Genomic DNA, 19,199 nt, shown 5'->3' with positions numbered 1-19,199 from the left:
CGGACCCGCGTGGACCGTCCAGCGCGGGCTGCCATCCTGTTCAGTTGAGCATGCCCGCGGGCGAGCGCGGCGCCGGCGTGAGCGCGTCGCCCACTCGGTCCACCAGCAGCGCCATCTCGTACCCGACCTGGCCGACGTCGCAGCTCCGCGACGCCAGGACGGCGAACGATGAACCATCCGAGATGGACATCAGGAACAGGAACCCGTTGTCCATCTCGACCACGGTCTGCAGGACGGCGCCGCCCTCGAAGCAGCGCGCCGCGCCCTGCGTGAGGCTGACCAGACCAGAGGAGATCGCCGCCAGCTGGTCGGCCCGGTCCCGCGGCAGGTCCCGCGAAGACGCGAGGAGCAGACCGTCCGCGGAGACGGCGACGGCGTGCGCGACTCCCGGTACACGATCCGCGAAGTTGGCCAGAAGCCAACCCAGATCCTGCGTTGATGTCATGCCTCATGCTCCTTGCCGGATTGCCGCCCGTTCGGGGTGGAACTGGCGGGCGTTTCGTCGTTCTGCTGTGTGCGGCCTCGCTGCACTCCTCGGTGGTACGCGGAGAGCAGGCCGCGCACCCCCTCAGGCGTACGCCGCTGGACGGTCGCGGCTCCGCCAGGGCGCTCGATTCCACCGGGAACCAGCTGTGCCATCGGAACGCGCTTGGGCAGCCCGGCGCCGGTCGTCTCGTCCATGCCGCCGTCGTGAGCGGCTGAACTGGCCGCGGACGCGGCCGCCCAACCGTCGTCGGCGGACGTCTGCCAGCTCGGCGCGTACGCGGCCGGGACGGAGTAGGGGGCCGGGATCGTCGGGTTGCTCGCGGCCCGGTCGTCGGAGTAGGGCTTCGTGCTGCTTGCCGTCGTGGTCGAACGCCGCTCGTCGGCGTCGTCCCATGCCCCGCCGGCGACCGGGTACTGGCTGGTGGGCGCGCTCTGCGCCGACACGGTCCGGTACTGGCCGGTGGCCGAGGCATCGCCCGACGCGACGCTCGGGAACTGTGCCGTCTCCGAGATGTCGACCGGTTCCGCGGGCTCGCCGGCAGCCGGTTTGCGGGTGCGGAACCAAGCCGATTCGAGTTCCCGGAAGATCGGCAACTCCATCGTCTCGTCCGCGTAGGCTACCGCGCTGTCGGCGTTCGCGGGAGCCGGTGGAACGTAGGAGATCGTCGGCTGAGCGGTCGCCTGCTCGTCGACCATCGGGAATTCGCTCGTCCGATCGGGCGTCGGCGTGTCACCGGGCGTGACCGGCGGCCAGACCGGCAACGCGGCGCCGCTCGGCACCGACGGCGCGCTGACCGGGGTGCTGCTCACCGGCATGCTGCTCACCGGTACGCCACTGACCGGCATGCTGCTCACCGGGACGCTGCTGACCGGGCTCGACCCGAACGGCGGCGCGGACATCGGCTGCCCCGCGAACGTGTCGCCGGACGTCCAGTTCGGCTCGGACCGCGTGGTCTCGGGCGCGGCGGACGGCGGCCAGGTGGTGTCGGCGCGCGAGTTCACCTCGGGCGACGTCGGCATCTGGCGCGGGATGCCCCGGCCGTCCGACATCAGCTCGCCCTCGACGGTGTTCTGCTCGGTCGCGCGGCGCTGCGGCAGCGGGTCGATCGGCGAGCCGTTGCTGCCGTTCGCCGGGCTTGCCGGGCGGCCGTTGGCGCCGGTCAGATCCGACCAGGCCGGCATCGAGCGGCCGTTGGTGCCGAAGTCCCCGGCCGGGGTGCTCGCCGGCGGTGCGGGCGGCGCCTCGAAGAGGCGGCTCGGCGACGGCGGGACCTCGTAGAGCGGGCGCTGCGGGACGTGGCCGTTGGAGTGCGGCGCGGGCACGGGCCCGCTCTCCAGCGCGAGCGGCTGGGCGAACGGCGAGCGCGGCGGCACCTGCGAGGGCTGGGCCTGCGGCGTCACCGCACGGCTCGGCGCCTGGCCGCGGCCCGACAGGGCCCGCGGTACCAGCACCGACTGCGGCAGGGTGACGTCGGCGATCGTGCCCCGGTCCGCGGCGGGCCGCAGCTCGACCTTGACGCTGTGCCGGGCAGCCAGCCGGGCGACCACGACGAGGCCCATCATCCGGGAGACCGCGACGTCCACCATGGGCGGCGTCGCGAGGCGCTCGTTGATGTCGGCCAGCATCTCGTTGGAGATGCCGATGCCCTGGTCCTCGACGTAGAGCACGGCGCGGTCGCCGACCCGGCGGGCCTCGACCATGACGATCGAGTCCGGCGGGGAGAAGGCGGTCGCGTTGTCGAACAGCTCGGCGACCAGGTGCACGAGGTCGTTGACCGCGTGCGAGGCCACCTCGATGTCCCGGTCGACGGTGCCGAACTCGATGCGGGTGTAGTGCTCGACCTCGGACTGGGCGGCCCGCAGCACGTCGCCGAGGGACGCCGGGTCCCGCTGTACGCGAGTCGAGTCGGCGCCGGCGAGGACCAGGAGGTTCTCGTCGTTGCGCCGCATCCGGGTGGCCAGGTGGTCGAGCTGGAACAGCTCGCCGAGACGGTCGGGGTCCTCCTCGCCGCGCTCCAGCCGGTCGAGGTGGCCGATGAGCCGGTCGACCAGGATCTGGGAACGGCGGGCGAGGTTGACGAACATCGTCGCGACGGAGGCCCGCAGGGCGGCCTGTTCCGCCGCGGTACGCACGGCCTCGAGGTGGACCGCGTTGAACGCCTCGGTCACCTGCCCGAACTCGTCCTTGCTGCGGACCGGCAGGGGGTCGGCGATCTGGCTGGCCACCTGGGCCGGCGACAGGGCGCTGGAGATGGAGGGGTCGCGCAGCCGGGCGACCGCCTGGGGCAGGCCGTACTGGGCGACCGCGAGCGCGCCGTGGCGCAGCTCCCGCAGCGACCGGGCCATCGACCGGGCGATCAACCAGGCGAACAGGATGGCGAGCAGCAGCGCGCCGAGCAGCAGGCCGGTCTCGACCAGGATCCGCTGGGTGACCTGGTCGCGGACCGCGGTCGCCTCGGCCGCCGCGTCGGCGTCGACCTTCTCCTCGACCTTGCGGACGAGGTCGGACGCCTCCGAGTGGGCCTGGTCCCAGTTCTGCGCGTTGAAGTTCAGGGTGGACATCGTCGGCGACTGCATCGAGTCGATCGCGCTCTCGTCGATGCCGACCTCGCGCATCGCCCGGCCGCTGGTGCGGCTGGTCCACAGCTCGTTCTGCTCGGGCGTCGCCACGAGCTTGAACGACGCGTACGCCTGCTCGGCACCGATGCGGGCGCCGATGTAGGACTGGCGCATCTGGTCGCTGAGGCTGCCGCTCGCGAAGGCGTTGAGGATGATGACGCGTTCCTGCGCCATGTATTCCTTGTACTTCGCCAGCTGCGCGCCGGCCTGCATCCGCTCGGACAGCGTGGTGTCGCCGGCCAGCTGGGCGGTGAAGTTCCGCACGTTCAGCAGGTCGTCGATGATGACGCCGTACGAGTTGGCGACCTCGCTGGACTGGGACTTGGCGTTCTTCGTGCCGTCCCGGAGCGGGCCGAGGTCCTGCAGACCCTGCTGGATGTGCTCGATCGCGCTGACGAAGTTGGCCGGCAGGTCCCCGGTGGACAACGACTGCATCTGCTGCAGATAGTCGCCGACCGCCTTGTCGGTCTCGCCGACGGCCTGGTCCAGCGCACTCTTCGCGGTCTGCACGTTGTTCTTGTCGCTGCCCGCGCCGAGCAGGTAGACGGCCTTGGCTCGTTCTTCCTGCAGGGAATGCGTCAGCGCACCAGCCTCGGCGTCGAGGTTCGCGAAAGTTCGCGCCCTGTCCGCCTGCTGGACCGTATCCATCTGACCGACGAGGCCGTTGACACCGACGACGATCGTCGCCAAGGTCGGCACGACCATGATCAGGCCGAGTTTGGCCCAGATGGGCATGTCCCGGAGTCGACCCGCCGGTCGACGGAGACGCGAAAGGACCGTGTCACCCGATCCTGGCCGCTTGCTCACGTCACCGCCCTTCATGCGGACCGCCCTGGCCCTGGCTCGCCACACGGTACCCAGGGTTCCAGAAATCCGCCACGCGCTTGCTCAGCAATCACCGGACCGGCCGCAAGGGCCGGACCCCCGAGATTCCATCACGCCGAGCGACAAAGCAAAAGGCCAGCCCGCCTCGCTTCGCACAGTTGGGGCGGAACAATTGGACAGTTAGTTAATACCGGTCCGCCAGAAGCCGCCGAATATCACCGTCCGTAACTATGCCGATGCGATCAGCTTCGCGTACGCCGGCTTGATCGTCTCGTTGATGATGGCCAGACGCTCATCGAATGGTATGAATGCGCTCTTCATGGCGTTGATGGTGAACCACTGGAGCTCCGCCCAGCCGTAGCCGAAGGCCGCCACGAGCAGGGCCATCTCCCGTGACATCGAGGTGCCCGACATCAGCCGGTTGTCGGTGTTGACCGTGACGCGGAACCGCAGGTCACGCAGCAGTCCGATCGGGTGCTCGGCGATCGAGGCGGCCGCGCCGGTCTGGACGTTCGACGACGGGCACAGCTCCAGCGGGATGCGCTTGTCGCGCACGTAGGACGCGAGCCGGCCCAGCCGGCCGTCGGCGATGTCGTCGACGATGCGTACGCCGTGGCCGAGCCGGTCGGCGCCGCACCACTGGATGGCCTGCCAGATGGACGGCAGCCCGAACGCCTCGCCGGCGTGGATCGTGAAGTGGAAGTTCTCCCGCTGGAGGAACTCGAACGCGTCCAGGTGCCGGGTGGGCGGGTAGCCCGCCTCGGCGCCCGCGATGTCGAACCCGACCACCCCCGCGTCCCGGTACGCGACGGCCAGCTCGGCGATCTCCATCGAGCGGGCGGCGTGCCGCATCGCGGTGAGCAGGCAGCCGATCCGGATCGTCCGGCCGGCCTCGGCGGCCCGCGCGGTGCCCTCGGCGAACCCCTCCAGCACCGCCTCCACCACCTGCGGCAGCGTCAGGCCCCGGTCGAGGTGCTGCTCGGGCGCGTAGCGGACCTCGGCGTACACGACGCCGTCGGCGGCCAGGTCGAGGGCGCACTCGGCGGCCACCCGGCGCAGCGCCTCGGCGGTCTGCATGACGGCCACCGTGTGCCCGAAGGTCTGCAGGTAGCGCTCCAGCGAGCCGGAGTCGGCCGCGTCGGCGAACCATTGCCCCAGTTCGGCGGGGTCGGTCGTGGGCAGCCGGTGGCCGATCTCCGCCGCCAGCTCGACGATGGTCGCCGGCCGCAGGCCGCCGTCCAGGTGATCGTGCAGCAGGGCCTTCGGGGCGTTGACGATCTCGTCGTGGCTGGGTGCGACCATGTACCCAACATATCGGAGAACACGATGAACGACGCCGTGGTGGCCGCGTTGCGCTGCCCGCTCTGCGCTGACGGCCTGGCCGCGACGCCCGGGTCTCTGCGCTGCCCGCACGGGCACAGCTTCGACGTCGCCCGCGCCGGCTACGCGCACCTCGGCGTCGGCCGGCGGCTCCCGGCCGGCGACACCCCCGAGATGGTCGCGGCCCGCGCCGGGTTCCTCCATCACTACCTGCCTGTACGCGCAGCCGTCGCCGACGCGGTACCCGGCGGGGCCGCCCTCGTCGCCGACGCCGGCGCCGGAACCGGTTTCTACCTGTCCGGCGCGCTGGACGCCGCCCCCGACGCGGCCGGGCTCGCCATGGACGTGTCGAAGGCCGCCCTGCGCCGCGCCGCCCGCTGCCATCCCCGCGCCGCCGCGGTGCTCACCGACCTGTGGGGCCCGCTACCCCTCCGGGACTCCGCCGTCGACGTCCTCCTCAACGTCTTCGCCCCCCGCAACGGCCCCGAGTACGCCCGCATCCTCACCCCACGAGGCCGCCTCGTAGTCGTCACCCCGCTGGCGGACCACCTCAGCGAGCTACGAGCGGCGCACGGGCTTCTGGACGTGGATCCCGCCAAGGAGGAACGGCTCGCGACCTCGCTGTCGGCCTTCCAAGCGACTGCTTCCGAAGACCTCACGTGGCCGATGAGTCTCACCGCCGAAGATGTCACGGCAGTGGTCGGTATGGGCCCCAACGCCTTCCACACCCAGACCCGCGCCTACGAACCGACGACGGTGACCGCGGCGATCCGGGTGACGACATACATGAAGGGTTGAGAGCGCGAGGGAACGACGGCGAACGATGCGTCGCCCCACTCACCTGGCAGTGGAGGCGCCCCGCGCCGGAACGGTCTCCCGCGCGAGGAGCGGAGGTGAGATCGACGAACCCGGGACAAGATGCTCTTCAGGCACTTGAATTCGATCTTAAGCCACTACGTAGAAAGATCTATCTCTTCCCAGCCGACGGGCGCTTCCTGGTACGGGCCGGCGAGAACCACCGCCCACTCCAGCCCCCACCGGCGCTGCCCGATCGCGGCTGAGTCCAACACGCCCGGGAGGGAGAGGCCCTGCGCTTCCGCGGCCTGGAACGACCAGTCGAGGCAGTAGTAGAGGTCCAGCACCGCGGCGATGAGCTCGGGTTCGCGCGGCGCGGGCAGGATGCGCGACCGCCATTCCTCGAACGTCTCCGAGCGGGTCAGATCGGGCATGAGCGCCATGTGATCGTCCGGTGGGGCGGTGGGATCCAGGCGCCGGGACAGGCCGAGCATCCAGGTCAGCGCGGCGAGGGCGTCCAGGTGCAGCGCGAAGGCGTGCTGGTCCCCCACCCCGCCCTTGATGAAGTCGAACTCGAAGTCGGTGACCTCGTCGTTGAGCCGGTTGGCGTCGAGCCAGGCGAGCGCATGGTCGACCGGCATGCCGAAGCAGCGTTCGAGGATGACGTAGAGGACCGCCGCGCGCGCCTCGATCTGGACCGTGGGGCGCAGCGCGACCGTGTCGCCGGGTTCCCACACGAACGGGTAGCTCTCGGGTGGCAGCGGCAACCCCAGGCGCTGTATCTCGGCGAGGTTCGCGAGGCGGGTGGCGATCGGGTCGGGGGCGAGGACGGCGGCCACGAACCTACGCTACCCGGTCGATCACCAGCGGCCGGCCGGCGACAGGGGCATCGGCCAGCGTGAACGCGCCTTCGGCGTCCGGCAGCGCCGCGGGGATCCGAGCGGCGTCGTCGGCCCGCAGTTCCGCGAGGACGTCCCCGGCGGCGACCCGGTCACCCGGCTTCGCCTTGAGCAGTACGCCCGCGGCGGCGCTGACCGGATCCTCCTTGCGGGCCCGGCCGGCGCCGAGCCGCCAGGCGGCCAGTCCGATGCCCATGGCGTCGACCGCGGTCACGTGCCCGTCGCGGGACGCGCGGACGACCTCGGTCTCGCGGGCGGTGGCGAGGGGCGCGTCCGGGTCGCCGTCCTGGGCGCGGATCATCGCCCGCCAGGCGTCCATGGCCCGGCCGTCGCGCAGCGCCTCGGCCGGGTCGGCGTCGATGCCCGCCGCGGCCAGCATCTCCCGGGCGAGGGCCAGGGTCAGCTCCACGATGTCGGCCGGGCCGCCGCCGGACAGCACGTCCAGCGACTCCTGCACCTCGACGCCGTTGCCCACGGCGAGGCCGAGCGGCGTACTCATGTCGGTGAGGAGGGCGACGGTGGTGACGTGGTGCGCCTTGCCCAGCTCCACCATCGTCTCGGCCAGCGTCCGGGCGTCGGCCGCCGACTTCATGAACGCGCCCGAGCCCACCTTCACGTCCAGGACCAGCGCGGAGGTTCCCTCAGCGATCTTCTTGCTCATGATCGAACTGGCGATCAGCGGGATCGCCTCGACCGTCCCCGTGACGTCGCGGAGGGCGTACAGCTTGCGGTCGGCGGGGGCGAGGCCCTCACCGGCCTGGCAGATCACGGCGCCGACGGCACTGAGCTGGGCGATGAACTCCTCGTTGCTGAGCGCCGCGCGCCAGCCCGGGATCGCCTCCAGCTTGTCCAGCGTGCCGCCGGTGTGCCCGAGGCCGCGGCCGGACAGCTGGGGCACGGCCGCACCGCACGCCGCGACCAGCGGGGTCAGCGGCAGCGTGATCTTGTCACCGACACCGCCGGTGGAGTGCTTGTCCACGGTCGGCCGGGACACGCCGGACAGGTCCAGCCGCTCCCCCGAGGCGATCATCGCGTGCGTCCACCGGGCGATCTCCGCGGGCGTCATGCCCCGCAGCAGGATCGCCATGGCCAGCGCGGACATCTGCTCGTCCGCGACGGCCCCCTTCGTGTACGCGTCCACGACCCAGTCGATCTGCGCGTCGGACAGGACGCCGCCGTCGCGCTTGGTCCGGATGACGTCCACCGCGGCGAAGCTCATGTGCTGTGATTCCTTACTCGAGGTTCGCGGGGCCGAAGGCTCCCGGCAACAGCTCGCCGACGGTGGTGTGCCCGTCGGCCGTCTCCACGAGGCAGTGCTCGCCGCCGTGCTCGAACAGCAGCTGGCGGCAGCGCCCGCACGGCGTCAGCGGATCCCCGTTGCCGTCGACGCAGGAGATCGCGACAAGCCGGCCGCCGCCGGTCCGGTGCAGCTCGCTGACCAGGCCGCACTCGGCGCACAGGGTCAGGCCGTAGGAGGCGTTCTCGACGTTGCAGCCGCTGATCAGCCGGCCGTCGTCGACCAGGGCCGCCACGCCGACCGGGAACTTCGAGTACGGCGCGTACGCGTGCCGCATCGCGACCACGGCCAGCTCGCGCAGGGCCGCGAAGTCGACCTCGCGCGGCTTGGCCCGGCGCAGATGCGATCCGGGCAGTCCTCCGGCCATCTCAGTGTCCCTTCACCCAGGGTTTGCCGTCCGCGGCGGGCGCGCGTACGCGGCCCACCAGCCCGGCCACCGCGAAGATCGTCGCGATGTAGGGCAGCATGTTGAGGAAGGCGCTCGGGATGGGGGTGGCGATGCTGCCCAGGATCGAGGCGAGCGCGCCGGCGAAGCCGAAGAACAGGGCGGCCAGGAAGGCGCCGATCGGCTGCCACCGGCCGAAGATCATGGCGGCCAGCGCGATGAAGCCGGCGCCGCCCGTCAGGTTCTTGGTGAAGCTGGTCGCCGACACCATCGAGAAGTAGGCGCCGCCGAAACCCGCCACGACGCCCGCCATCAGCACGTTCGCCCAGCGCAGGCCGAGTACGCGGACACCGAGCGTGTCGGCCGCCGTCGGGTGCTCGCCGACCGCCCGCGTACGCAGTCCCCAGCGCGTACGCGTGAGGGCGATCGCGACGACCGCGACGACGAGGAAGGCGCCGTAGGTGAGGATGGTCCCGGTGAACACCGCGGGCCCGAGGATCGGGATCTTCGACAGCAGCGGGATCTCCCAGACCGGCAGGCTGCCCGGCGAGTTGTACGCCGCGTTCTTCTGCATGATCTGCTCGTACAGGTAGCCGGTGATGCCCAGGGCGAAGCTGTTGAGCACGATGCCGATGACGACCTGCTCGACCACGTACCGGATGGCGAAGAAGGCCAGCAGCGCAGAGATCAGTACGCCGCCCAGCGCCGCCGCGATCAGCCCGAGCCACGGATTGTGGGTGACCGAGCCGACGAACGCGGCGAAGAAGGCGCCGGTGAGCAGCTGACCCTCGATCGCGACGTTGACGACGCCGGTCTTCTCGCACAGCACGCCGCTGATGGACCCGTAGATGAGCGGCAGCGCGGCGAGCACGGTGAGCTGGGCGAGCAGCCCGAGGGCGATGGTGTCGCCGGTGGCTGCCCGGGAGATCTGCCAGCACAGCGAGGAGATCACGAAGGCGGCGAGGGAGATGCTCGTCCACAGCCCGTACCGGGCCTGGGTGAAGTACAGCGCGAGCCCGGCGCCGAGGGCGACCAGGCCGAAGACGATCGCCCCGAGCCGGCCGGGGATCGACATCGCCGCCCCGCTCACGTCGGTGCCGAACGAGAAGTGGGCGCTGCGGCTGCTCGCCAGGGCGCCGAACACGACGGTGGCGATGACGCCGAGGACGGTCAGGATGAGCCCCGTCTTGCGGGCCCGCGTCCAGTACGCCGCCGGCGCCACCACGGCCGTGTCGAGAGTGGTTGCGGTCATTGCCTACCCCTGGGCCAGGCCGACGTGCGCGGCGCTCGACGGTGACTTGCGGAGCCGGAAGATGGCCTTCACCAGCATCGGGGCGGCGACGAACATGACGATCAGCGCCTGGATGACGGTGACGAGTTCGGTGGAGATGCCGGGGTCGGCCTGCATCCGCAGCCCGCCGGCGGTCATCGCGCCGAACAGCAGCCCGGCCCAGACCACCCCCCACGGTTTCACGCGGCCGAGCAGGGCGACCAGGATGCCGTTGAAGCCGATCTGGCCGACGACGTCCGCGGACAGCGCCCGGGCGTCGCCGTGCACCATCGTGACGCCGCCGAGGCCGGCGAGCGCGCCCGCGAGGCCCATCGTCAGCGCGAGCGTCAGCCCCACCGACATGCCGGCGGTACGCGCGGCGTCCTGGTTGTATCCGACGGCCCGCAGTTCGAAGCCGAAGGTGCCCCGGCGCAGCAGCCAGGACACCCCCCACGCGGCCAGCAGGGCGAGCACGATGCCGAGGTTGGCCCGCAGGCCGGCGTCGGTCGCGGTGGGTCCGAAGATCTTGGGGAACATCGCCTGCGGGTGCACCGGCTTGCTGATCGCGTCCGGGCGGTTCGGGTCGTGGATCCCCTTCTGCAGGATGTACCAGCCGAGGAACAGCAGGGCGATGTAGTTCATCATGATCGTCACGATGACCTCGTGCGCCCCGGTACGCGCCTTCAGCACGCCGACGATCAGACCGTAGAGGGCGCCGAACAGGGCACCCGCGAGGGTGGACAGGATCCACGCCGTCGCGCCGGGCGCGGAGAAGGCGAAGCCGACCGTCGCACCGCCGATCGCGCCCATGATCGCCTGGCCCTGGCCGCCGATGTTGAACAGCCCGGCCCGGAACGGCAGGGCCGAGGCGAGGCCGGTGAAGATCAGCGGGGCGGCGAAGGTCAGCGTCTCCGAGATCGGGTACATCACCCGTTGCCAGGTGACGTTGTCTACGCCCCAGATCCAGCGGTTGAAGCTGTCCGGGTCGATGATCGAGCCCTTGAACATGTTCCCGTACGCCGAGCTGACCAGGTCCCAGGAGGCCGACAGGGTCTTGCCGGGCTGGTAGAAGAAGTAGGCCCACTGCTGGCGGGTCGGCTCGTCGCCCAGCACCATGAGCACCGCGCCGACGATCGCGGCCAGCACGATCGCCAGCAGCGTCACGGTGAACGCGTTGTCCGCCCACAACTCGTCCAGGAACGCCTGGCCGAGGGTCCGCTTGGGCTGAGGTGCGGGCGTATCGGCCGGCTGCCGGACGGCGTCGGGGCCGGCGGCCTCCCGGTCGGCGCGCAGTGCGTCGGGGTGCACCGGCAGCATGCCGCCCTTGCCGGGCTCGGGGCCGGTCTCCGGCGTGCCGCCCGGCTCGATCGGGGGGTTCTCGTCGCTCATGATGCCGTCTCCTCGCCGTCCGCCTCGGCGTCCGGGGTCTCGGTGTCGCCCGCGGCCTCGCGTACCTCGCCGGGGGTGTCGGCCGGCAGCGGCTGCTTCCCGGTGATGCCGGCCATCAGCAGGCCGATCTCGTCGCGCGGCGTGTCCGGCGAGACGATCGCGAGGACCCGGCCGCGGTACATGACGGCCACCCGGTCGGCCAGCGAGAGCACCTCGTCCAGCTCGCTGGAGACCAGCAGGACGCCGGAACCGGTGTCGCGCTCGGCGACGATCCGCTTGTGGATGAACTCGATCGAACCGACGTCCACGCCGCGGGTCGGCTGCGCGGCCACCAGCAGTTGCAGCTTGCGCGACAGCTCCCGGGCCACGATGACCTTCTGCTGGTTGCCGCCGGACAGCGTGCCGACGGCGTGCAGGGGCGAGCGCGTACGGATGTCGTATTCGGAGATCTTCTCGGCCGCCCCGGACTCGATCTTCGACCGGTTCAGCGCGAAGCGGGTGCCGTTCGGGCTCTTCGCGTACGTGTCGAGGACCAGGTTCTCGGCCACCGAGAACTCCCGGACCAGGCCGTCGACCCCCCGGTCCTCCGGGATGTAGCCGACGCCGGCGTCGAGGATCTTGCGCGTACCCCAGGCGGTCACGTCGTCGTCGAGCAGCTTGATCGAACCGGCCGCGATCGGGCGCAGGCCCATCACCGCCTCGACCAGTTCGGTCTGCCCGTTGCCCTGTACGCCGGCGACGCCGAGGACCTCTCCCGCGCGTACCTCCAGGGAGATGCCGCCGACGGCCTGCAGCCCGCGGTCGTCGGCCACGACGAGGTCGGCGATGGACAGCACGGGGCGGCCCGGCACGGCCTCGTCCTTCTCGACCCGCAGCAGTACGCTGCGGCCGACCATGAGGTCGGCGAGCTCGGACTCGGGTGCGTCGGGAGCCGCGGTGCCCACGGTCCGGCCGCGGCGGATGACGGTGATCCGGTCGGCGACCGCCTTCACCTCGCGCAGCTTGTGGGTGATGAAGACGATGGACTTGCCGGCCGCCTTGAGCCCGCGCATGACGTCGAGCAGTTCGTCGGTCTCCTGCGGGGTGAGCACGGCGGTCGGCTCGTCGAGGATGAGCAGGTCGACGTCGCGCGTCAGCGCTTTGACGATCTCGACCCGCTGCTGTACGCCGATCGGCAGGTCCTCGACGACCGCGTCGGGGTCGACGGGCAGGCCGTACTGGTGGGACACGTCGACGACCAGCTTGCGCGCCTTGGCGTGGTCGAGGAAGCCACCGGGGCCGCGGATCTGCTCCGCGCCCAGCATGACGTTGTCGGTGACGGTGAAGACCGGCACGAGCATGAAGTGCTGGTGGACCATGCCGATTCCGGCCGCGATGGCGTCGCCGGGCCCCTTGATCTTGATGGGCCGGCCGTCGACGAGGATCTCGCCCTCGTCCGGCTGCAACAGTCCGTAGAGGACGTTCATCAAGGTGGACTTGCCCGCGCCGTTCTCGCCCAGCAGGGCGTGGATCTCGCCCGGCTCGACCGTCAGGCTGATCTGATCGTTGGCGACGAGATCACCGAAGCGCTTGGTGATGCCGCGCAGTTCGAGTCTCAGCGGGGACCTCCTTGTGCCGGCTGATCGCATCGCAGGGGCGTGCGCAAGATTCTTGTGCACGCGGGCGGTCATTTCTAGCAGACGTTCGGCCGGAGCCGACGGGCCCCGGCACACAGCGGCCGCCCCGGTGTGATCGGGGCGGCCGGTGTGCTGTCTACCAAAACCGGCCTTAGCCGGATAATCTCACCCGGGAGTGCCCGCCCGGGTGAGAACGGATCACTTCGGCTGCGCCGGCGACGAAACCGTGATCTTGCCCGAGATGATGTCGGCCTTCAGGCCCTCGATCTCGGCCTTCAGGGCGGCGTCGATCTTCGAGTCGAACTCGTGGTACGGCGCGAGCGAGACGCCGTTGTTGGCCAGCGTGCCCTGGAAGCCGGTGTTCGTCAGCAGCGTGCCGTTCTGCGTGGCGGCCTTGCTGACCGCGTCCGCGACACCGTCGGTCGAGTTCTTCACGACCGTGCTCAGGATGACCGAGCAGTACTGCGTGGTGTTGCAGCCGTCGGCGTCGACCCAGATCACGACGTACTTGGAGCCCGCGTTGGCGGCGGTGCCCAGGCCGGCGCCACCGGCGACCGGCATGATCACGTCGGCGCCCTGGCCCGCGAGGGCGTCGGACTTCTGCTTGCCGGCGTCCTGCTTCACGAAGTCGTTCGTGAACAGACCGTCCTGCTTGTCCTTGTCCCAGCCGAGAACCTGGACGTTCTTGCCGTGGACCTCGTTGTACTTCTTCACGCCGTCGACGAAGCCGTCCATGAAGATCGTCACCGGCGGGATCTTCATGCCGCCGTAGGTGCCGACCTTGCCCGACTTCGAGTAGCCCGCCGCCAGGTAGCCGGCGAGGTACGCGGCCTGCTGGGTCTGGAACTGGATCGGGAAGATGTTCGCCTGGTCGCCGTTGCCGTTGTCGACGATCGAGTACTGGATCTTCGGGTTGGCCTTGGCGGCCGCGACGGTCGCGTCACCCATGAGGCCGCCGACCGACTGGATGTAGTTGCAGCTCTTGCCGGCCAGGTTGGACAGGTTGGGGGCGTACTGGTCCATCGAGGTCGACGAGACGTAGCTGATATCGATCGCCGAGTTCGCCGACTTCGCCTTCTGGAAGCCGGCCCACGTCGATGCGTTGAACGAGTGGTCGTCGATACCACCCGTGTCGGTCACCATGCAGGCCTTGTAGGCCGTACCGCCGCTGGACGAGCCGCTGGTGGGCGACTCAGCGGGCTTGCTACACGCGGCGGCGACAAGCGCCAGACCGCTCACCGCGGCGACCGCGGCGATCTTCATCCCACGCACTGGGCGCAAGACGGTCTCCTCTCCCATGTGACGTCGCGAGCGCCAGTCTGCACATGCAAACAAGTTGCGACGAATCTACGGACGGGAGATTACGCGTCTCCCTGCCCAACGGCTGATCATCGTGCCCTGTTGTTGAGCACCCGTTATGGCCGCGTGACCAAGTGGTGGAATAGATCACCACAGGCACCGGCCATGATCCCCGTCATGGGCAAATGTATCGCTTTTGCCCGTCTTGACCGAGCACATCGACGAAGATGGCCCCCGCCGCGACGGCCCGGCGGCCGAGCCGTCTCAGTGCCAGAAGACGGCGACGGCGGCGGTCCCGAGCACCATGCCCAGGATTCCCAGGAAATGGCCCTTCGAGATCTCCTCGCGCTTGCGCAGCGGGATCACCATGCCGGCGATGAGAATGCCGAGGACGGCCTTGACGATCAGCTTCGCCGTCGGCGGCTCGTGGCCCTCCCCGCGCAGCGGCGCGGCCAGCGCGAGACCCGTCACGACCTGGGTCGCCGCGCCGATGACCATCGCGGTGTTGACCCGGAACTTGCCGGTCAGCCACTGGGTCACGGCACCGCCGAGCAGCAGGGCGAACCCGATGAGGTGGGCGTACAGCAGGATGAGGCGGATGGCTTCCTTCACGCCGGGCAGCCTAACCCGCCAGGCGCCAGACCTGCAGGGTCGGCCCGTCGGACGCGGGCAGCGCGCCCCCGCTCAGCGGCAGTCCACCGTAGAGGTTCACGCCGCCGCCCAGGCCCGCCAGCTCCACCGCCGCGCCCGCCGCCCGCCGCGCCAGCACCAGCAGCGACCCGGCCGCCGTCTCGCGCAGGAAGGCCAGGGCGTCGCCCTCGGCGTACACCCACCGCAGGCCGCCGTGGCGCAGTGCCGGCTCGTCGTTGCGCAGGCCGATCAGGCTCGTGTACGCGTCCAGCGTCGCCGGGTCGCGATCGGCCGGCCGGTTCCACGGCATCGGCGTACGCGAGTTCTCCCCGTTCCAGCCCGTCAGGCCGAACTCGTCACCGGCGAAGATCATCGGCGTACCCGGGAGGGTCATCTGCAGGCCGACGGCGACGAGATGGCGTTGCCGGGACCCGGCGACCGTCCGCATCCGGGCGGAGTCGTGCGAGTCGAGCGGCGTCCACGAGTTCACCAGCGCCCGCCAGGACGTACGCCCCGCGAACGCCCGCATGGTGGCGACCGCGGACTCGGCCGGCCGGGACGGCACCCCGCCCGGTACGCCGAAGAACTCGGCCGGCGATCCCTCGGCGACCAGCCAGCTCCAGACGGGCCGGGTGAACCCCGCGTAGTTCATGGTGCCGTGCCAGCCGTCGCGGTCGAGATCACCGGTCGCGTCGTGCATGTGCTCGGCGACCAGCAGCGCGTCCGGCCGGACCGCCGCGATCTCGGTACGCAGCAGCGCGGCGACCTCGTGGGTGAGGTCGGACGCGGCGCGGCGCCCGGTCATGTTGGCCACGTCCACCCGCCACCCGTCCAGCGGCGCCGGAGATCCATCCGGGAGCGGCCGCAACCACTTCCGGAGCACGTCGAGCATCCATTCGCGGGTGAGCGGGCTCGCCCAGTTCAGCTTCGGCAGGCTCCGGACACCGTTCCACGACTCGTACTCGTCCTCGGCCAGCCCGTACTCGGGGCCGAAGAAGAACATCTCCCGCTCGGGCGCCTTCGGATCCGAAGCTGATACGAACCACTCGTGCCCGTCGCCGCAGTGGTTGGTGGTGATGTCGCCGACCAGCCGCAGTCCGCGCGCGTGCAGTTCGTGCGCCAGCCGCTGGTACGCCTCGTCCCCGCCGAGCAGCGGGTCGATCCGGTCGAACGTCGAGGCGTTGTACCGGTGGTTGGACCGGGCCGGGAAGACCGGGGTCAGGTAGACGGTGTTCACGCCCAGCGCCTCGATGTGATCGAGGTGCCCGGTGATGCCGTCGAGGTCGCCGCCGAAGAACTGCTCCGAGACGCCGGGACCGCGGCCGAGCACCTCGGTCGTGTCCCAGTCGCACGGCAGCGCCCAGTCCGGCAGTTCCGCCTCGGCCACCGGTCCCGCCGCCGCCGACCGCGCGAACCGGTCGGGGAAGATCTGGTACACGACCGCGTCGGCCGGCCACGACGGCGGGGCCGCGTACGCGACCAGCCGGAAGTCGGTCGCGTCGGGCACGTCGTCGGCCACGATCCCGGCGGCCGTCAGCCAGGCCGGCGGCCGCCCGCCGCTCTCCCGTTCGTCGAACAGCAGGTAGAACCGGTAGTTCGTGACGGGGTTGCGGACCTCGACCAGCCCCGACCACCATTCGCCGCCGTCGTGGCGTACCTGGGTGAACCGGGGTTCCGCGTCGGGCGTGGTCCGCACCCACACCTCGCTGACCCCCGCCCCGGCCGGTACGCGGACGCGTACCGTGACCAGGTCGCCCAGGGCCGGGGCGGGGTCGGCGACGTACAGGGCCGAGCCGTCGTGGTGCGGCTGGTGGAACAGGGACGGCACAGCCGGACTCTCCTCGGTGGTGCTGTTGTCAGCCCTTGACCGCGCCGGCGGTCAGGCCGTTGACGATGTACTTCTGCAGCCAGAGGAACACTGCGACGGTCGGAACGGCGGTCAGCAGCGAGCCCGCGGCGAACATGCCGAAGTTGACGTTCCGGTCGCCGGCGATCATGCCGTAGAGGCCGACGGCGAGCGTCTTGCTCTCCGGGTCGGTGAGGAAGAAGCTCGCGAAGATGAACTCGTTGATCGTGCCGATGAACGCGAGCAGGGCGGTCACCGCCAGGATCGGCGCCACGAGCGGCAGGATCACCCGGAAGAACGCCTGCGCGTGCGAGGCGCCGTCGATCGTGGCCGACTCGTCCAGCTCCCGCGGCACGGTGTCCAGGAAGCCCTTCATCAGCCAGGTGTTCACGCCGAGCGCGCCGCCCAGGTAGAGGACCAGCAGGCCCCACACCTCGTTGAAGCCGAACGCCGGCCACAGGTCCGTCACGGTCGTGAAGATCATGAAGATCGTCACCATGGCCAGGAACTGCGGGAACATCTGGATCAGCATCAGCGCCAGCAGGCCGCCGCGGCGCCCGCGGAACTTCATCCGGCTGAACGCGTACGCGGCGCACATGCTGATGAAGACGCTGGCGAACGCCGACACCAGGGCGATCAGCGTCGAGTTCACGAACCAGTGCACGAACGGGTACCGGCTGTCGGTGAACAGCTTGTGGAAGTTCTCGAAGCTCGCCCCGGTCGGGTAGAGCTCGGAGGAGCTGAGCGTGCCCAGCGGGTTGATCGCCGCCGAGACGACGAAGGCGATCGGGAACAACGCGAACAGCACGATGAGGATCAGCACCAGGTGCCGCCAGCCGACCCGCTTCACCCAGGTCACGAGTAGACCTCCTCAAGCTTGCGCGTACGCCGGAACGCGATGGCCGACATCGTCGCCACGATCGCGAAGATGATGGTCGAGATGGCCGCCGCGAAGCCGAACTGCGCCCCGCTGCCGCCGAAGGCGAGCCGGTACGTGTAGGTGATCAGCAGGTCGGTCGCGCCGCTGGACGCGTTGTCCGGTGGGAACGGGCCGCCCTTGGTGATGAACTGGACCGCGTTGAAGTTGTTGAAGTTGTACGCGAACGACGAGATCAGCAGCGGGCTCAGCGCGACCAGCAGCAGCGGCAGCGTCACCCGCTTGAAGCCCTGCCAGGCCGTGGCGCCGTCGATGCTCGACGCCTCGGTCAGCTCGCGCGGGATCGCCTGCAGCGCACCGGTCGCCACCAGGAACATGTAGGGGAAGCCGAGCCACATGTTCACCAGGATCAGCGCGAACCGGGCCGTCATCGGCTGGCCGAGCCAGTCGATGTGGCTGCCGAACACCCGGTTGATGAGGCCGAAGTCGGTGTTGAACATGTCCCGCCAGACCAGCAGCATCGCGAAGGAGGGCATCGCGTACGGCAGGATGAGCAGGGTCCGGTACAGCTTCGTGCCGCGTACGCGCGGCGAGTGCAGGGCCAGCGCGCAGATCATGCCGAGCGCGAACGAGAAGAACACGCTGCTGAGCGCGAAGACGATGTTCCAGACGAACGAGCCGAGGAACGGGCCCGAGATCGCGGGGTCGTTGACCAGGCGGGCGAAGTTGTGCAGGCCGACGTTGACCTTCCAGCCCTGCGACAGGTTGTCGCCGTTGGGCCCGACGAAGTAGCCCTTCGACTCGTCGGCGGTGTACTTGGTCCCGCTGGCCACGTCGGTGACGCAGTCACAGCCGGCGTCGTAGAGCTTCGTCGCCTTCAGCTCGACCGCCCGGCTCAGGCCGCTGGACTTGATCGCGCCCTGCCCGGTCGGGACCGCGAAGGCGCCGATCTCCTCGGCCCGGCCGGCCGCGTCGCCCGCGTTGAGGATCGTGTAACCGTCCGCCTCGGTCACCTTGCCGGTCAGCCCGACGTTGGCACCGGGCAGGTCCTTCAACCCGTCCGCCGTGCCGACCTGCACCTTGCGGTCGCCGGCCGCGTCGGTCGTGACCAGCAGGAACACCAGGTGGTCCGACTTGTCGAGGGCCGGGCTCAGGCCGTACTCGGGTGCGTTGGCGACCTGCTGCAGCGAGCTGGTCTGGATGGCGACGATCGCCTCGTCCTTGTTGCCCCGGTGGCCGTCGCCGAAGTTCGTGACGGCCGTCGTCAGGGTGTACAGGACCGGCAGGACCTGGAACGCGATCAGGAAGATCGTGCCCGGCAGCAGGTACTTGACCGGAACGTGTCGCTTGCTCAGATACACGTACGCGATCACCAGGCTGACCGCGGCCAGGATGACCACGCCGGCCCAGTGCCGCCCCGAGATGAGGGGCGGACCCGCGTACAGGTCGATCGCCGCGACGAGGCCCAGCGCGATCACGCGGCCGGCCAGGAAGCCGGTGGTGATCTCGCGGGGTGCGGCGGGCGTCGTCGCCCGTCCCCGGGAACGGCGCTGCTCGGGCAGAGGGCGCGGGGAGCCGTTGCTCCCCGCGCCCTGCGTGCCGCCCGAGTCCACGGAACTCGTGCTCGGCGTGGTCATCGCGATAGA

At 70.4% G+C, this 19,199-nt stretch carries 14 protein-coding genes and 1 pseudogene; 1 reads left to right on the top strand and 14 read right to left on the bottom strand.

Annotated features, from left to right (window positions below; genetic code table 11):
• Positions 1–40: 40 nt before the first annotated feature.
• The 3 genes from G401_RS0111305 to G401_RS0111295 form a co-directional block, all read right to left on the bottom strand.
• Positions 41–445: a roadblock/LC7 domain-containing protein gene (locus tag G401_RS0111305; RefSeq protein WP_027342606.1), complete on the bottom strand. Its 405-nt coding sequence runs from the start codon at positions 443–445 to the stop codon at positions 41–43.
• Positions 442–3,840, bottom strand: coding sequence for a sensor histidine kinase (locus G401_RS0111300; RefSeq protein WP_245601687.1), 3,399 nt, complete (start codon positions 3,838–3,840; stop codon positions 442–444). Before G401_RS0111300 ends, G401_RS0111305 begins: the two co-directional genes overlap by 4 nt.
• A 318-nt stretch (positions 3,841–4,158) precedes the next feature.
• A complete protein-coding gene (locus tag G401_RS0111295; protein WP_027342604.1) occupies positions 4,159–5,232 on the bottom strand; it encodes an adenosine deaminase in 1,074 nt (357 codons plus the stop codon).
• Positions 5,233–5,256: 24 nt separating this feature from the next.
• Here G401_RS0111295 and G401_RS0111290 point away from each other — a divergent pair, with 24 nt between their 5' ends.
• Positions 5,257–6,048 carry a putative RNA methyltransferase gene (locus tag G401_RS0111290; RefSeq protein WP_027342603.1) on the top strand — a complete coding sequence of 264 codons (792 nt, stop codon included), beginning with the start codon at positions 5,257–5,259 and terminating at the stop codon, positions 6,046–6,048.
• A gap of 155 nt (positions 6,049–6,203) precedes the next feature.
• Here G401_RS0111290 and G401_RS0111285 read toward each other — a convergent pair whose 3' ends face one another.
• The 11 genes and pseudogenes from G401_RS0111285 to G401_RS0111235 all read right to left on the bottom strand — a co-directional run bounded on the left by G401_RS0111285 (position 6,204) and on the right by G401_RS0111235 (position 19,190).
• Positions 6,204–6,884 (bottom strand): DUF4272 domain-containing protein, encoded by a 681-nt coding sequence (locus G401_RS0111285; RefSeq protein ID WP_034591256.1) that lies wholly within the window; start codon positions 6,882–6,884, stop codon positions 6,204–6,206.
• Positions 6,885–6,888: 4 nt separating this feature from the next.
• Entirely contained in the window at positions 6,889–8,163 is a 1,275-nt protein-coding gene (locus tag G401_RS0111280; RefSeq protein WP_027342601.1) for a thymidine phosphorylase, read from the bottom strand.
• Positions 8,164–8,179: 16 nt separating this feature from the next.
• A pseudogene (locus G401_RS0111275) lies at positions 8,180–8,608 on the bottom strand (cytidine deaminase); the annotation flags it as partial.
• A gap of 1 nt (position 8,609) precedes the next feature.
• The gene (locus tag G401_RS0111270) at positions 8,610–9,878 is read right to left on the bottom strand and encodes an ABC transporter permease (RefSeq protein ID WP_027342599.1); all 1,269 of its coding nucleotides are present in this window, start codon (positions 9,876–9,878) and stop codon (positions 8,610–8,612) included.
• Between the two features lie 3 nt (positions 9,879–9,881).
• Positions 9,882–11,285, bottom strand: coding sequence for an ABC transporter permease (locus tag G401_RS44900; protein WP_084557062.1), 1,404 nt, complete (start codon positions 11,283–11,285; stop codon positions 9,882–9,884).
• The gene (locus G401_RS44895; protein ID WP_245601686.1) at positions 11,282–12,913 is read right to left on the bottom strand and encodes an ABC transporter ATP-binding protein; all 1,632 of its coding nucleotides are present in this window, start codon (positions 12,911–12,913) and stop codon (positions 11,282–11,284) included. The genes G401_RS44900 and G401_RS44895 overlap by 4 nt, the downstream gene beginning before the upstream one ends.
• Before the next feature lie 186 nt (positions 12,914–13,099).
• Complete coding sequence (locus G401_RS0111255) at positions 13,100–14,164, bottom strand: BMP family lipoprotein (protein ID WP_027342598.1); 1,065 nt, start codon at positions 14,162–14,164, stop codon at positions 13,100–13,102.
• A gap of 300 nt (positions 14,165–14,464) precedes the next feature.
• Complete coding sequence (locus G401_RS0111250) at positions 14,465–14,812, bottom strand: hypothetical protein (RefSeq protein WP_034591254.1); 348 nt, start codon at positions 14,810–14,812, stop codon at positions 14,465–14,467.
• A gap of 10 nt (positions 14,813–14,822) precedes the next feature.
• Positions 14,823–16,658 carry a glycoside hydrolase family 13 protein gene (locus tag G401_RS0111245; protein ID WP_027342596.1) on the bottom strand — a complete coding sequence of 612 codons (1,836 nt, stop codon included), beginning with the start codon at positions 16,656–16,658 and terminating at the stop codon, positions 14,823–14,825.
• 28 nt (positions 16,659–16,686) lie between these two features.
• Entirely contained in the window at positions 16,687–17,535 is an 849-nt protein-coding gene (locus G401_RS0111240) for a sugar ABC transporter permease (RefSeq protein WP_027342595.1), read from the bottom strand.
• Positions 17,532–19,190 carry an ABC transporter permease subunit gene (locus G401_RS0111235; protein ID WP_027342594.1) on the bottom strand — a complete coding sequence of 553 codons (1,659 nt, stop codon included), beginning with the start codon at positions 19,188–19,190 and terminating at the stop codon, positions 17,532–17,534. Before G401_RS0111235 ends, G401_RS0111240 begins: the two co-directional genes overlap by 4 nt.
• Between the last annotated feature and the right edge of the window lie 9 nt (positions 19,191–19,199).

Source organism: Hamadaea tsunoensis DSM 44101, from assembly GCF_000428945.1.
In the GTDB taxonomy this organism is placed as follows: Bacteria; Actinomycetota; Actinomycetes; order Mycobacteriales; family Micromonosporaceae; genus Hamadaea; species Hamadaea tsunoensis.
Note: the sequence above shows the minus strand (reverse complement) of the source record. Positions and strands in the feature narration are given on the sequence as shown.

What these genes read in the sequence shown, in the direction of transcription:
- G401_RS0111290 (WP_027342603.1), top strand. Translation starts at nt 5,257, where the DNA reads ATGAACGACGCCGTGGTGGCCGCGTTGCGCTGCCCGCTCTGCGCTGAC.
- G401_RS0111255 (WP_027342598.1), bottom strand. Translation starts at nt 14,164, where the DNA reads ATGAAGATCGCCGCGGTCGCCGCGGTGAGCGGTCTGGCGCTTGTCGCC.
- G401_RS44900 (WP_084557062.1), bottom strand. Translation starts at nt 11,285, where the DNA reads ATGAGCGACGAGAACCCCCCGATCGAGCCGGGCGGCACGCCGGAGACC.
- G401_RS44895 (WP_245601686.1), bottom strand. Translation starts at nt 12,913, where the DNA reads ATGCGATCAGCCGGCACAAGGAGGTCCCCGCTGAGACTCGAACTGCGC.
- G401_RS0111270 (WP_027342599.1), bottom strand. Translation starts at nt 9,878, where the DNA reads ATGACCGCAACCACTCTCGACACGGCCGTGGTGGCGCCGGCGGCGTAC.
- G401_RS0111235 (WP_027342594.1), bottom strand. Translation starts at nt 19,190, where the DNA reads ATGACCACGCCGAGCACGAGTTCCGTGGACTCGGGCGGCACGCAGGGC.
- G401_RS0111295 (WP_027342604.1), bottom strand. Translation starts at nt 5,232, where the DNA reads ATGGTCGCACCCAGCCACGACGAGATCGTCAACGCCCCGAAGGCCCTG.
- G401_RS0111280 (WP_027342601.1), bottom strand. Translation starts at nt 8,163, where the DNA reads ATGAGCTTCGCCGCGGTGGACGTCATCCGGACCAAGCGCGACGGCGGC.
- G401_RS0111305 (WP_027342606.1), bottom strand. Translation starts at nt 445, where the DNA reads ATGACATCAACGCAGGATCTGGGTTGGCTTCTGGCCAACTTCGCGGAT.
- G401_RS0111300 (WP_245601687.1), bottom strand. Translation starts at nt 3,840, where the DNA reads ATGCCCATCTGGGCCAAACTCGGCCTGATCATGGTCGTGCCGACCTTG.